This window comes from Streptomyces sp. NPDC005492, from assembly GCF_040605995.1.
In the GTDB taxonomy this organism is placed as follows: Bacteria; Actinomycetota; Actinomycetes; order Streptomycetales; family Streptomycetaceae; genus Streptomyces.
In genome coordinates this window covers 246,668-260,030 of sequence record NZ_JBEXDX010000004.1, presented here as the reverse complement: position 1 = coordinate 260,030, position 13,363 = coordinate 246,668, and the positions used below count along the sequence as shown (strand labels likewise).

Here is a 13,363-nt window from a genome sequence, read left to right as displayed (position 1 = left end):
GGCGGGGCGTGTCGTACGGGTGCGTCGGCGGGGAGTTCCCGGGACCTGGCGGCGAGTTGGTCCTGGGCCTACGCCAACTGGCGACTGGCTTGGAGGGGCCGGCTCGGCTCTGACTCCGCGCTTCGTTCGGGGCGGGGCGTGTCGTACGGGTGCGTCGGCGGGGAGTTCCCGGGACCTGGCGGCGAGTTGGTCCTGGGCCTACGCCAACTGGCGACTGGCTTGGAGGGCCCGGCCCGGCTCTGACCTCGCGCTCCTGTCGGGGCGGGGCATGTCGCATGGGCGTCGGTGGCGAGTTCGCGGATACGCCGCTGGTCCTGCGGATCGCGACGCTGCGGCCGTTTCGACCGTGCGCTACGCCTCGCGTCAGGGAGTTCGCCGTGCGCCGCGCGGCCCGCGCGCCGTGTTGGGCCTACACCCACTCGCGGTCGGCCCAGCTCTGACCCCGTGCCCCCACCCTCCTACGCCAAGTCGCGCCGCATCGCATCAGCGACAAGTTCACCGACGAGCACAGCCGTGGCCGCCGGCCCCCGCAAGGGCGGAGTCGGCAGGATCGACGTGTCCGCGACGCGCAGCCCGACGACACCGTGCACGCGACCGTAGTGGTCCACGGCTGCCCCGGGATCGTCGGCGGGGCCCATCGGCACCGTGCCGCAGGTGTGGTGCGCGGTGCCGAGGTGTCTCTCGATCCAGCGGTCGAGCAGCCGGTCGTCCGCCAGTACCTCCCCTCCCGGTTCCACCAACCCGCGTGACACCTCAGCGAACGCGTCCGTCGCCACCAACTCGGCGGTGGTGCGGGCGACTTCACGCAGGCGCCGCCGGTCTTCCGCGGTCTCCAGATAGCCGTAGTCGAGACGCGGGGGAGTGGCCGCGTCGGCGGAACGCGTCCGCAGCCGCCCGCCGAGCCGGGGTGACTGCACGGACGCCAGGAACGCGAGAGGCGCACCGGGCACGGTCACCCTTCCGCCGACCAGACCCGCCATGGGGACGAGCGACTGCAGGATCTCCAGATCGCCGCCCGGGTGCTCGCCGTCCGACGAGGACAGGTGGAGGCATCCACCGAGCCAGGAGCCGGAGGGTTCGGGCAGTGGTCGCCGCGGCCGCCATTCCAGCACCAGTTGCGGATGGTCCCCGAAACGGGCTCCCACGGCAGGGGAGTCCACGGCGACCGGAATCCCGAGGCGCTCCAGCTCGTCGCGCGGTCCGATGCCCGACAGGTGCAACAGGTGGGCGGAGCCGAACGCCCCGGCGCACAGCACGACTTCACCGCACTCCACGGTCGTACGACACCCGTCGCGCTCGACGACGACGCCGGTCGCGCGCCCGTGCTCGACGACGACCCTGTGGACCGAACTCCCGCCCTGCACCTGGAGGTTGGGGCGGTCGAGCGCGCCCAGGAGGTAGCCGACACCGGTGTTGACGCGTGTCCCGTCCAGCGTATTGGTCGGGACGGGCCCGAACCCGGGCGTGCCCTGGGCGTTCTTGTCGGCCTCCTCCGGAAACCCCAACTCCCGTGCCGCCGACCGGAATGCCAGAGCTGCGGGGTGCCGCAGGCCGGTGCGCCGGACCGGCACAGGACCCCCGGAACCGTGCGACGACCCGGCGCCGTGGTCGAGATCGGACTCCAGTGACCGCAGCAGCGGAAGCACCCGGTCATACGACCAGGCGGCACCCCCCACCGCCGACCAGCGCTCGAAGTCCTCCCGTCGGGCGCGCACGAAGTAGCCGCCGTTGACGGTCGTCGACCCGCCGAGAAGGCGCCCCCGCGCGACCGTGTAGGGCCGCCGCGGCGTGAGGTGGACGGTGTACGGCTGGACGGCGGGATGCCCGGGCCGCGCGCCCGGGACAAGTCGCGCGTCCAGCAACTCCCTTGTGAAAGCGGTGCATTGGCGCGGCACCTGACCCGCCTCCAGCAGCAGCACACTCCGCCCGGAGTCCTCACTCAGCCGCGCGGCCAGCGGAGCGCCGCTGCCGCCCGCGCCCACGACGATGACATCCGGGCGGCTCAATCAGACCCCGGCGCCGCTATAGACCGACCGGTCGAAAGAATCATGGTGTCCCCCTCTTCACTTTCGGCACCGGGTGCCATTACTGTCGACCGCGCAGCCGCCCGGATGCCCAGGGAGAGTCGCATGAACGAACCCCAGTCCGCACCGACCGTCCCGGCCAGCGAGAACCAGGCCGAAGCACCCGTCACGGAGGGGCAGTTGATCGAGGCCGACGACCTCATCGAGGAGATCTCCATCGACGGCATGTGCGGTGTCTACTAAGCCGCGCGCGTGACCGCGCCGACCCTCGACCGCGCCCTCGGCCTGCATCCCCAGGTCTCGGTGCGACCGGAACCGTTCGGCGCGCTCCTCTACCACTTCGGCACCCGCAGGCTGACGTTCCTCAAGGACCGCAGACTCCTGACCGTCGTCGAGTCCCTCGCGGACGCCCCCACGGCCCGCGCCGCCTGTCTGGCGGCCGGTGTCGAGGAGGCCGAACTACCGCGCTACGGCAGGGCCTTGGCAGCCCTCACCGAGTCGTCGATGCTCGTCGGAAGGACCCCATGACCGCCACCGCCGACCCGACACGGCTGGTCGACCTCTTCGAGTCCGGACTCGACGCGCCGATCTGCCTCACCTGGGAACTGACCTACGCCTGCAACCTGGCCTGCACCCACTGCCTCTCCAGCTCCGGCCGCCGCGACCCGCGCGAGCTGAGCACCGCCGAAGCCAAGGCGGTCATCGACGAGTTGGAGGCTATGCAGGTCTTCTACGTCAACATCGGCGGCGGAGAGCCCACCGTCCGCGCCGACTTCTGGGAACTCCTCGACTACGCCACCGCTCACCACGTCGGCGTAAAGTTCTCCACCAACGGCGTCCGCATCACCCCCGAAGCCGCCCGCCGCCTCGCCGCCAACGACTACGTGGACGTCCAGATCTCCCTCGACGGCGCGACCGCGGACGTCAACGACGCGGTACGCGGCGGCGGTTCGTACGCGACCGCACTGCGCGCGATGGAGAACCTCGCCGCCGCCGACATGCGCAACTTCAAGCTGTCCGTGGTCTGCACCCGCCACAACATCCCCCAACTCGACGAGTTCAAGGCCCTCGCCGACCGCTACGGCGCCCAACTCCGCCTGACCCGCCTGCGCCCCTCCGGCCGCGGCGCCGACGTCTGGGAGGACCTCCACCCGACCGCAGTCCAGCAACGCGAGCTGTACGACTGGCTGTTGGCCCACGGTGACAACGTGCTGACCGGCGACTCCTTCTTCCACCTCTCCGCCTACGGCGAGGCGCTTCCCGGCCTCAACCTGTGCGGCGCCGGACGCGTCGTCTGCCTGATCGACCCGGTCGGCGACGTCTACGCCTGCCCCTTCGCCATTCACGAGGAGTTCCTCGCCGGCAACGTCCGCGCACCCGGCGGCTTCACGCGGGTGTGGCGCGACTCGGAACTGTTCGGACGCCTGCGCACCCCGCAGCACGGCGGAGCCTGCGCGTCCTGCGCGTTCTACGACACCTGCAAGGGAGGCTGCATGGCCGCCAAGTTCTTCACCGGACTGCCCTTGGACGGCCCCGACCCCGAGTGCGTGCAGGGCTACGGCGAACAGCAACTCGCCCAGCGCGCAAAGGGCGGAGCGGACCTCCCCAAGCCGTCCGCCGACCACTCCCGGCGACGGCCCGTGGACCTCGTCCTCACCCGGCGCCGGGACCTGGAACGGCCCCCGGTCGGCGACTGCGCCGAGGACCCCCTGGCCGGCCTGCGCCTCAGCCGGCCCTAGGCCCTGTCGTCACACAACAGCTCAACCGAAGGGACGCGGCACATGGGCAGGAACCCCTGGTTCGAGACGGTCGCCGAAGCGCAGCGCCGGGCGAAGAAGCGGCTGCCGAGCACGGTCTACGGCGCGCTCGTCGCGGGCTCGGAGCGAGGCCGTACGATCGACGACAACACGGCGGCGTTCGCTCAACTGGGCTTTGCGCCCAGGGTGGTTGGCCACCACACGGAACGCGATCTGTCCACGACCGTGCTCGGGGTGCCCGCGTCCCTCCCGGTGCTCATCTCGCCGACCGGCGTGCAGGCCGTGGACCCCGACGGCGAGGTCGCCGTGGCCCGCGCGGCGGCGAACCGGGGCGTCCTCATGGGCCTGAGTTCCTTTGCCAGCAAGCCCGTTGAAGAGGTCGCCGCCGCCCAGCCGGACCTCTTCTACCAGCTCTATTGGAGCGGCACCCGGGCGACGATGGTGCAGCGCATGGACCGGGCCAGGGAGGCCGGCGCCAAGGCGCTCATCGTCACCCTCGACTGGTCCTTCTCCCACGGCCGGGACTGGGGGAGTCCGGCCATCCCGGACAAGCTCGACCTGAAGACCATGCTGAAGTTCGCGCCCGACGTACTGCCCCACCCCGGTTGGCTGCTCCGCTTCGCCAAGTCCCGCCGCCTGCCCGACCTTTCGGTCCCCAACCTGCGGCCCCCGGGCGGCGAGGCCCCCACCTTCTTCGGCGCCTACGGCGAGTGGATGCAGACCACGCCCCCGACCTGGGAGGACGTGGCCTGGCTGCGCAAGGAGTGGGGCGGGCCCTTCCTGCTCAAGGGAGTCACCCGTGTCGACGACGCCAAGCGGGCCGTCGACGCCGGTGTCTCCGCCCTGTCCGTCTCCAACCACGGAGGCAACAACCTCGACACCACCCCCGCCACCATCCGCGTTCTCCCCGCGATAGCGGACGCGGTCGGCGACCAGATCGAAGTCCTCCTGGACGGCGGCATCCGCAGGGGCGGCGACGTGGCCAAGGCCCTCGCCCTCGGCGCCCGCGCCGTCCTGATCGGCCGCGCCTATCTCTGGGGCCTTGCGGCGAACGGACAGGCCGGCGTCGAGAACGTCCTGGACATCCTCCGCAGCGGCCTCGACTCGGCGGTCCTGGGCCTCGGACACTCCTCCGTCCACGAGTTGTCGCCGGACGACCTGGTCATCCCCCCGGACTTCCCCCTCGTCCTGGGCCGCGAAGCCCCGGCCGCCTGAGCATGGTCCGGGACCCGGCGACCCAACTCGCCCACACCGCCTGGCCGTCCGTGCCGTCCGACGTGCTCGTCCTCCTGCCGATCGGGTCCACCGAACAGCACGGCCCGCATCTGCCGCTCGACACGGACAGCGTCATCGCCGACGCGGTCGCGCGACGAGCCGCAACTTCCCTCCCCACAGCGCTCGTTGCACCGACGCTTCCCTATGGCGCCAGCGGCGAGCACGCGGACTTCCCCGGAACCGTCTCCGTCGGCCACGAAGCGCTGCGCGCCGTACTGGTGGAGGCCGTACGCTCGCTGTCCCTGTGGGCCCGACGGATCGTCCTCGTCAACGGCCACGGCGGCAACACCGCGACCCTCGACACCGCCCTCCGACTGCTCCGGGCCGAAGGCCACGACGCGGCCTGGACCGCCTGCACTGTCCCCGGCGGTGACCCGCACGCCGGCCGCACCGAGACCTCGGTGATGCTCCATCTGGCCCCGGAGCGCGTGCGGTTGGAGTCGGCGGTCGTCGGAGACACCCGACCGCTGGCCGCGCTCCTCCCGCAGCTGATGGCCCACGGGGTCCGCGCGGTCTCCCCCTCCGGCGTCCTCGGCGACCCGACCGGCGCCACGGCGGCCGAAGGACGCCGGGCGACGGACGCCATGGTGGCCGCCACCGTCCGCCGCATCACCGCCTGGACCGTGGACGACCGGGGCCGCCTCGCCGAGTCGGTCCCCGCGCGGTTGGCTCAGCAGGTCGTACGACCATGACGCTGCCCGTCGGCTTCCTGGTCGAACTCGACCGCCACACCCGCGTCGTGGACGGCGGCCGGGCCCTCGTCGGGGGCTTCCCCACCCGGTTGATCCGGTTGACGCCGAGGGCCCAACGGCTGTTCACGGGGCGGACGTTGAGGGTGCGGGACGCGGCGAGCGCCCTGCTCGCGGAGCGGCTGCTCGACCTCGCCATGGCTAATCCCGTCGTAGGCTCGCTGCCCCTACCCGCCGATCCCCGGTACACGGTCGTCGTGCCGGTCCGCGACCGGCCACGCCAACTCGCCCGGCTGCTCAGCAGTGTTGGCGCCGATCACCCCGTGATCGTGGTCGACGACGCGTCACGACACCCGAAGGCGGTCGCCGCCGTCGCCGCCGAACACGGGGCCACCTTGGTCACATTGACGACGAACGTCGGCCCGGCGGGCGCCCGCAACGCCGGACTCCGGCTCGTGTCAACGCCCTTCGTCGTGTTCGCCGACTCCGACATCGTGCCGGACCAGGACACCGTGCCCACCCTCCTGCGGCACTTCGCCGACCCCGCCGTCGCCATGGCCGTACCCCGCATCACCGGCCTGCCCTCTGCCGCCCCGACCTGGATCGAACGCTACGAGAACGCCCGCTCCTCCCTCGACCTGGGCGCCCACCCGGCCGGAGTACGACCCGGCAGCCCCGTCTCCTGGGCCTCCACGGCCTGCGTCGTGGCACGGGTGGACGCCCTCACGGAGGGCTTCGACGAGCGGATGCGGGTCGGCGAGGACGTAGACCTGTGCTGGCGGCTGATCGAACAAGGTCGGCGGGTGCGCTACGAGCCGGCGGCCGAGGCGGCACACGAGCACCGCACACGGGCCGACGACTGGCTGCTGCGCAAGGCCGTCTACGGCACCGGCGCGCACCCCCTCGCCGAACGCCACCCGCGCTTCATCGCCCCGGCCGTGTTCGCCCCCTGGAGCGCCGCACTCGTCACCGCCCTGCTCGCCCAACGCCGCTGGTCGGCGCCCGTCGCCGGGGTCGTCCTCGCGGGCGTCACCCTGAAGATCAGCCGTAAGCTCGACGGCGTCGGGCACCCTCACCACCTCGCCGCGCGGCTCACGGTCAACGGGGCCCTGGCGGCCGTGGCCCAGACCTCGGCCCTGTTCAACCGGCACTGGTGGCCCCTCACGATCGTCGGCTGTCTGGCGTCCCGCCGCATACGCAGGGCCGCCGCGGTGGCCGCGGTGGCCGACATCGCCCTTGAGTACCGGCGCGACCGGGCCCACCTCGACCCGATCCGCTACGGCGTCGCGCGCCGCCTCGACGACCTCGCCTACGGCGCCGGCGTGTGGCTGTCCGCGCTCAAAGGCCGCTCCACCACGGCCCTGCGACCTCGTATCACCCGCTGATCCTTAAGTCCCGGTCAGCGGAAAGCGGCCGGCGGACGTCCGGTCCAGGAAAAGACACTGAGACCATCCCGCCGCGCGTCCGCGGCACTTGCGCGATACCGGTCAGCAGGAGGTGTGCGGCGTGACGCACGAAGTGGTCAACCGTGTCGAGGAACTCGGGCCCGAACTGGCCGCACTCGCCGAAGAGAACGAGAAACTCGGCAAGTTGAGCGACCGCACCGTCCAACTGCTCCGCTCGGCCGGCGTGATCCGACTCCTCCAGCCCAAGGTGTTCGGCGGCTACAGCGCCCACCCCCGGGACTTCGCGGAGGCGGTGATGGCCGTCGCACGGCACGACGGCGCCGCCGGGTGGGTGTGCGGTGTCGTCGGCGTACACCCTTGGGAACTGGCCCAGTTGGACCCCCGGCTCGCCCATGAGGTGTGGGACGAGAACCCGGACTCCTGGATCGCCTCGCCGTACATGCCGAACGGCATCGCCGACCCCGTGGACGGCGGCTACGTCCTCAGCGGACGCTGGCCCTTCTCCTCCGGCAGTGACCACTGCGACTGGGACTTCCTCGGCGCGCTCGTCGGCGACGGCAAGGGTAAGCCGGCCGGCCCGATCTCCGTACTCCATGTCGTACTGCCGCGCTCGGACTACGAGATCATCGACGGCACCTGGGACGTGATCGGCCTCGCGGGCACCGGCAGCAAGGACGTCGTCGTCGACAAGGCGTTCATCCCCACCTACCGCACCATCAAGCAGGAAGTGGTCCAGGAGGGCACCGCCGCCGAGGCGGTCGGACTCACCGACACCCTCTACAAGTTGCCCTTCAGCTCCATGTTCCCCCTCGGGATCACCGCCGCCGTCATCGGCATCTGCGAGGGCGCGCTCTCCCTCCACCTGTCCCAGCAGCGCGACCGTGTCGCGGTGACCGGAGTCCAAGTACGCGACGACCCCTATGTGTTGTACGCCGCCGGAGAGGCCGCGGCGGAGATCGCCGCCTCACGGGTCCAACTGATCGACGGAATCAGCCGGTTGTACGACCAGGTCGAGGCCGGGCAGCCCATCTCCGTCGAGGACCGGTCCAACGTCCGCCGCAACCAGGTCCGTTGCGCGTGGCGTGCCGTCTCCGCCCTGGACGAGATCTTCGTGCGGTCCGGCGGCAACGCGATCCGGCGCGACAACCCGATGCAGCGGTTCTGGCGGGACGCGCACGTGGGACTCCAGCACATGATCCATGTCCCCGGGTCCGCGTATCACGCCAACGCCCTGGCCCAGATGGGACTTGAGCTGCCCGAAGCGATGCGCGTGCTGATCTGACGGGTCGTCGAGAACGTGCGAGAACGTGCGAGAACAAGGAGGGGCCGTGACGGACGCGGTCGAGGCGCGCCAATTCCGTGAGGTGCTGGGGCACTTCCCCACCAGCGTGGTCGCCATCACCACGACGGACGTGGACCGGCAACCCCGGGGAATGATCGTCGGAACCTTCATGTCCGTGTCCCTGGAACCGCCCCTGGTGTCCTTCCTGGTGGACGGTTCCTCCAACACCCTGCGGACGATCCGGACGGCCGGACGTTTCTGCGCCAACGCGCTCGCGGGCAACCAGGAACGCCTTTCCCGGCAGATGGCCGGCGGCCCGAACCGCTTCGAGGGCACCGACTGGCAGGAATCCCCGCTCGGCAATCCCGTCCTCGACGGAATCGTCGCGTGGGTCGACTGCACGGTCGAGAAGATCGTCGAACTCGGCGACCACGAACTGGTCGTAGGACGGGTCCGCACGCTCCGCGTCGAGTCGATGAAGACGCCGCTGCTCTTCTTCCGCGGCGGATACGGCGACTACCTGTCGAGCGCGACGCTGCTGCTGGACCGGCTTGTCGGCTGGTGAACGGGCTGGTGGACGAGCGAACAACGAGCCGCGAGATCAAAGGAGATCCATCGATGCGACAGGACCTGCACTTCAGATTGGAACGCATCTCCGCATGGTGCGGATTCGTACTGCTGCTGGGCTTCGCCGTGGCTTTCTCGATCGGCCACCTCATCACGCCGATGGACCCGACGACGGATGCCCAAGGCGTCGTCCAATTCCTCACCGACCACCGGACCGGCATCCTCACCTGTGCCACGATCATGGTCCTGGTGGTCCCGTTCGAGTACCCCTTCGTCGTCGTGACCAGCATGCAGATGCGCCGTATCGAGGGCGGCTGGGGCCTGCTGTCCATGATCCAGCTCCTCACCGGCGTCGTCGCCCCGATCGGCTTCTTCTTCCCGATCGCGATACTCGCCGCCGCGGCCTACCGCCCGGAAAGCCACTCACCCGACGTGCTTTACGCGATGTCGGACATCTACTGGCTCATGCTCGTCGGAAACGCCTGCATATTCGTCCTGCAGGTCTGGTCGATCGGATACGCGGCCCTCGTGGACAACCGGGCCAAGCCGGTGTTCCCACGCTGGTTCGGCTATCTCAACCTGGTACTCGGAGTCCTGCTCATCCCCGGCGCTTTCGTCTTCCTCACCAAGACCGGCCCGTTCGCCTGGAACGGACTCCTCGCGAACGTCCTTCCCACGGCGGTGTACTTCATCTGGAAGATCGCCACACCGATCGTGCTGTTGCGCGCGGTGAAATCGGAAGAGGAGGAGGCTGCTGGGGCGGCCTCGGAATCTGCTGAACTGGCGAGCGCGTAGGGGGTTTTGGTGGCGCAGCGCGCCGCATCAGGCGATCACCTGGTCGAGGGGAAGGAGTGGTTGTACTCCGGACGCCGTGGCGGGCGCCCGGCCTCGACTGGGAGAAGAGCCGCGTCTCGCGCCTGTTGACGCGCATGGAGAACCGCGGCCTCGTGGAGCCGATCCACAGCGGGACCGGCGGTCGCCGTACCGGGATCGGACCGACCGCCGAGGGCCGCCGCGCCGCACAGAGCGCGATCCGCGCGAGATCACCGACGGCGACCGGTAGAGCTTTGGCCTGGTCTGTCCGTCGGGCCTGTCCATCTGGCAGGTCTGCACACGGACACCAGCGGTGATCAATGACCGAGCCGCACTGTCTCGGCGAAGCGTTCAGCGCTCCGCGCGGCGGGCCAGCAGGACCGAGTCCTCGGCCTCGACCGTCCCGGTGTCCCGTTTGAGTGTGCGGGTGCGCTGCTCCACGACGACGGGCTCGAAGTAGTCCGGCAGGCCGGGGAGGAGCTCCGCGGCCAGGAACATCGCCTTGCGGTGGCTCTGGGAGAGGAGCGTGAACTTGTGGGACGGCGCATGCCCGACCACCAGGAGCGACCCGCCGGGGGCGACGCCCGCGGCGAGGCGGCGGGTCACGTCGACCATGCCGCCGTCCGGGGCGTGCAGATAGTGGCTGGTGACCAAGTCGTACGAGCGGTCGCCGGCATCGAAGGTCCTCGCGTCCACCTGCCACCAGTCGACACGGTCGGCCAAGCCTGCCTCCTCGGTGTGGCGGGCGGCACGGGCCAGGCCCTCGGCCGAGAAGTCGGCGCCGGTCACGCGCCACCCCTGCCCGGCGAGCCAGATCACGTCGCCCCCCTCGCCGCAACCGACGTCCAGCGCTGTGCCGGGGGTCAGCTGACCAGCGGTAGCGACGAGCTGCGGATTGGGCTCGCCGCTCCAGAACCGCTCCTGCCCCGCGTACCGCTCGTCCCAACCCGTCGGCTCGAACATCGCGGCGGTGGCCCGCTCGTCGTGCTCGCCGCTTCGGCCGTGTTCGTGGTGTCCTGACACCGTTGCCTCCATCTGCTCATGGTGCTGGGCCCGCCGCCCCGCTCGGGCGTGTTGTCGATGGTGCTCAGACCTGCGCCGGTCCGCACGCGAAATTGCCGTTCCGGCAAACAGTCGCCACCCGGAACATTTCCGCTCATCTGTGAGGAACCCACGTCAAACGCGCATTGATGGACGCTTAGCGATCGCTGCTCTGGGCACTTGGGGATCGTCAGCACAGCCGCCGTGTCCACCCGCCGAGGGCGCCTTTCCCGCGACGCGCGGAGGCCGGGCAAGACCTTGAGGAGTGTCGTGAACGTACGCATGGGGGTGGAGGAGGAGTTCCACATCCTGGAAGTGGAGAGCGGACTGCTGGTACCGCGCGCCGACCAGGTGCTGCGACGGCTTCCCAAGCGGGGCTTCACCGAGGAACTGCACCAGTCCACCGTCGAGTCGAACAGCGGGGTGTACGCCTCGCTGGACAGCCTGTACGCCGACCTCTCCCGGACCAGGCGGCGGCTCGACAGGGCCGCCTCCTCGCTGGGACTGGCGGTCGTTGCCGCGGGCACGGCACCATTGGCGCCCGCCCGCCCTGGTCACCCCACCGCCGACGCGCGCTACCGCCACATGGTCGACGAGTACCGTCAGGTGGCCGACGAGCAGCTCATCTGCGGCGCCCAGATCCACGTGGACGTACCCGACCGCGACACGGCCGTGGGCGTCATGTGTCCGATCTCGCCGTGGCTGCCCGTGCTGCTGGCGCTGAGCGCGAGTTCCCCGTTCTGGCAGGGGTCCGACACCGGCTACGCGAGCTGGCGCACGCTGGTGTGGCAGCGCTGGCCCACCGCGGGACCGGTGGGCTGCTACGCCGACGGGGCCGAGTACGACGCCGCCGTCGACGAGCTCGTCCAGGCCGGAATCATCAGCGACGCGGGGATGATCTACTACGACCTCCGGCCCTCCGACCATCTGCCCACGCTGGAACTGCGCATCTGCGACGCCTGCCCCCGCGTCGAGACCGTGGTGCTCATCGCCGGGCTGTTCCGCGCCCTGGTGACCGACGCCTGTGACCGCCGTGCGGCCGGTGAGGTGGCGTGCGACGGCCACCACGAATGGCTGCGCGGCGCCTCGTGGCGGGCCGCGCGATCCGGCCTGGAGGGGACGCTGGTGCATCCCGAGACCCGTCGGAAGGCACCCGCCGCACGCGTCGTCGGCGAGCTTCTGTCCCGTCTGCGTCCCGCGCTCGAGGCCCACGGCGACTGGCAGACCGTCAACACGCTGACCCAGCAGGCCCTGGCAGAAGGCAGCGCCGCTCGGCGCATACGTCGTACGGCCAGCGAAGAGGGTCTGCTGGCCTGTGCCGACATGCTGATCTCCGAAACCCGCGGCGAGGGCAGGAACCGCCGGCCGCCGCCGCACGGCCGCGGGAAGTCCGCGTCCTCCGCCACGGGCCCGGCGGGGGCACCGGAGGCGGTCGCCCGCTGACTTGCGCTGCCCCGTGAGGTCGGCAGGCGCGGCCGGGGCAGGTCCAACTCCGGTTCGGACAGACAGGGATGGTGTGTGATCACGGCCCGTTGCCGTCATGGCTGGACCGGCGCTTGCCCTGGTCACCATGCGTTGAACACCGGCGCGTCGGGTTGGTGCTGCCGCCATGCCTCGTTGAGGCGCGAGAGCCGGTCCGCGGTGGCGATGCCGAGCAGGGACGCGACCTTGCCGTCGCTGAACGCGAACGCCACCGCGCCCACGACCCGGCCGTCGGTCACGGCGAGAAGTGCCGGGGAGCCGTTGACCAGTGCGATGTGGAACGCGGGGGAGCCGCCGGCCAGCCGCCGCTTCGCCGGTGTGGGCTTGAAGCCGGCCCGCACGTAGGAGGCGACGCGCTCGCGCGTGTCGTACCGCAGCAGCCGCCTGGCCAGTCCGTAGCCGTCCGAGACCGCGGTCGCGTCGTCGGTGAGCAGCGCCACCAGCCGTTCGGTGCGCCCCGAGATGGCGGCGGCGAGGAACTCCTCGACGATCCGGCGCGCGGACCCGGGGTCCACGTCGTCGCCGCGGCGGTGCTCGGCGGTGATGCGGATCCGGGCCCGGTGGACATGTTGTTGGCTCGCGGACTCGGTGATGTCGAGAATCCCGGCGATCTCGGCGTGAGGGTACGAAAAGGCCTCACGCAGGACGTAGACCGCCCGCTCGACCGGCGAGAGGCGTTCCATGAGGGTCAGTACGGCCAAGGACACCGACTCGCGCTGCTCGAAGGTTTCGGCGGGGCCGAGCATCGGGTCGCCTTCGAAGAGCGGCTCGGGCAGCCAGGCACCGGCCGCTCGCTCGTGGCGCGCCCGCGCCGAGCGGAGCCGGTCGAGGCAGAGATGGGTCACGACCTTGGTCAGCCAGGCCTCTGGCAGCTCGATACGTTCCCGGTCCGCGGCCTGCCAGCGCAGGAACGCGTCCTGTACGGCGTCCTCGGCGTCGGCGGCCGAGCCGAGCAGACGGTACGAGAGCGAGGCCAGCCGGCTCCGGCTGGCCTCGAACCGATCGATGGCCGCGCTGTCCATACGGA

14 protein-coding genes are annotated in these 13,363 nt (G+C 70.9%); 11 read left to right on the top strand and 3 right to left on the bottom strand.

The window, feature by feature from the left end; genetic code table 11:
- Window positions 1–243: hypothetical protein (locus ABZT04_RS08240; RefSeq protein WP_356054325.1), on the top strand; the 243-nt coding region annotated here is incomplete at its 5' end.
- Window positions 244–458: 215 nt separating this feature from the next.
- On the opposite strand, the gene mftG is transcribed toward ABZT04_RS08240, so the two are convergent.
- Entirely contained in the window at window positions 459–2,006 is a 1,548-nt protein-coding gene (mftG, locus tag ABZT04_RS08235; RefSeq protein WP_356054323.1) for a mycofactocin system GMC family oxidoreductase MftG, read from the bottom strand.
- A 123-nt stretch (window positions 2,007–2,129) separates the two neighbouring features.
- Here mftG and mftA point away from each other — a divergent pair, with 123 nt between their 5' ends.
- From mftA to ABZT04_RS08190, 9 genes are all read left to right on the top strand, one after another.
- Complete coding sequence (mftA, locus tag ABZT04_RS08230; protein ID WP_356054320.1) at window positions 2,130–2,267, top strand: mycofactocin precursor MftA; 138 nt, start codon at window positions 2,130–2,132, stop codon at window positions 2,265–2,267.
- A 9-nt stretch (window positions 2,268–2,276) separates the two neighbouring features.
- Window positions 2,277–2,552: a mycofactocin biosynthesis chaperone MftB gene (gene mftB / locus ABZT04_RS08225; RefSeq protein ID WP_356054318.1), complete on the top strand. Its 276-nt coding sequence runs from the start codon at window positions 2,277–2,279 to the stop codon at window positions 2,550–2,552.
- A complete protein-coding gene (gene mftC, locus ABZT04_RS08220) occupies window positions 2,549–3,763 on the top strand; it encodes a mycofactocin radical SAM maturase (protein WP_356054316.1) in 1,215 nt (404 codons plus the stop codon). The genes mftB and mftC overlap by 4 nt, the downstream gene beginning before the upstream one ends.
- A 42-nt stretch (window positions 3,764–3,805) precedes the next feature.
- The gene (mftD, locus tag ABZT04_RS08215; protein WP_356054314.1) at window positions 3,806–4,996 is read left to right on the top strand and encodes a pre-mycofactocin synthase MftD; all 1,191 of its coding nucleotides are present in this window, start codon (window positions 3,806–3,808) and stop codon (window positions 4,994–4,996) included.
- A 2-nt stretch (window positions 4,997–4,998) separates the two neighbouring features.
- The gene (gene mftE / locus ABZT04_RS08210) at window positions 4,999–5,748 is read left to right on the top strand and encodes a mycofactocin biosynthesis peptidyl-dipeptidase MftE (protein WP_356054312.1); all 750 of its coding nucleotides are present in this window, start codon (window positions 4,999–5,001) and stop codon (window positions 5,746–5,748) included.
- A complete protein-coding gene (mftF, locus tag ABZT04_RS08205; RefSeq protein WP_356054310.1) occupies window positions 5,745–7,130 on the top strand; it encodes a mycofactocin biosynthesis glycosyltransferase MftF in 1,386 nt (461 codons plus the stop codon). Before mftE ends, mftF begins: the two co-directional genes overlap by 4 nt.
- A 121-nt stretch (window positions 7,131–7,251) precedes the next feature.
- Window positions 7,252–8,433, top strand: a complete 1,182-nt coding sequence (locus ABZT04_RS08200; RefSeq protein WP_356054307.1) for a hydroxylase — start codon at window positions 7,252–7,254, stop codon at window positions 8,431–8,433.
- A gap of 46 nt (window positions 8,434–8,479) precedes the next feature.
- Window positions 8,480–8,998: a flavin reductase family protein gene (locus tag ABZT04_RS08195; protein WP_356054305.1), complete on the top strand. Its 519-nt coding sequence runs from the start codon at window positions 8,480–8,482 to the stop codon at window positions 8,996–8,998.
- A gap of 53 nt (window positions 8,999–9,051) precedes the next feature.
- Window positions 9,052–9,795 carry a hypothetical protein gene (locus ABZT04_RS08190; protein WP_356054303.1) on the top strand — a complete coding sequence of 248 codons (744 nt, stop codon included), beginning with the start codon at window positions 9,052–9,054 and terminating at the stop codon, window positions 9,793–9,795.
- Window positions 9,796–10,164: 369 nt separating this feature from the next.
- Here the strand turns inward: ABZT04_RS08190 and ABZT04_RS08185 are convergent, their stop codons facing one another.
- Entirely contained in the window at window positions 10,165–10,836 is a 672-nt protein-coding gene (locus tag ABZT04_RS08185; RefSeq protein ID WP_356054301.1) for a class I SAM-dependent methyltransferase, read from the bottom strand.
- A 288-nt stretch (window positions 10,837–11,124) separates the two neighbouring features.
- Here ABZT04_RS08185 and ABZT04_RS08180 point away from each other — a divergent pair, with 288 nt between their 5' ends.
- A complete protein-coding gene (locus tag ABZT04_RS08180; RefSeq protein WP_356054299.1) occupies window positions 11,125–12,297 on the top strand; it encodes a glutamate--cysteine ligase in 1,173 nt (390 codons plus the stop codon).
- Window positions 12,298–12,419: 122 nt separating this feature from the next.
- Here the strand turns inward: ABZT04_RS08180 and ABZT04_RS08175 are convergent, their stop codons facing one another.
- A complete protein-coding gene (locus ABZT04_RS08175; protein ID WP_356054297.1) occupies window positions 12,420–13,358 on the bottom strand; it encodes a sigma-70 family RNA polymerase sigma factor in 939 nt (312 codons plus the stop codon).
- Window positions 13,359–13,363 lie beyond the last annotated feature (5 nt).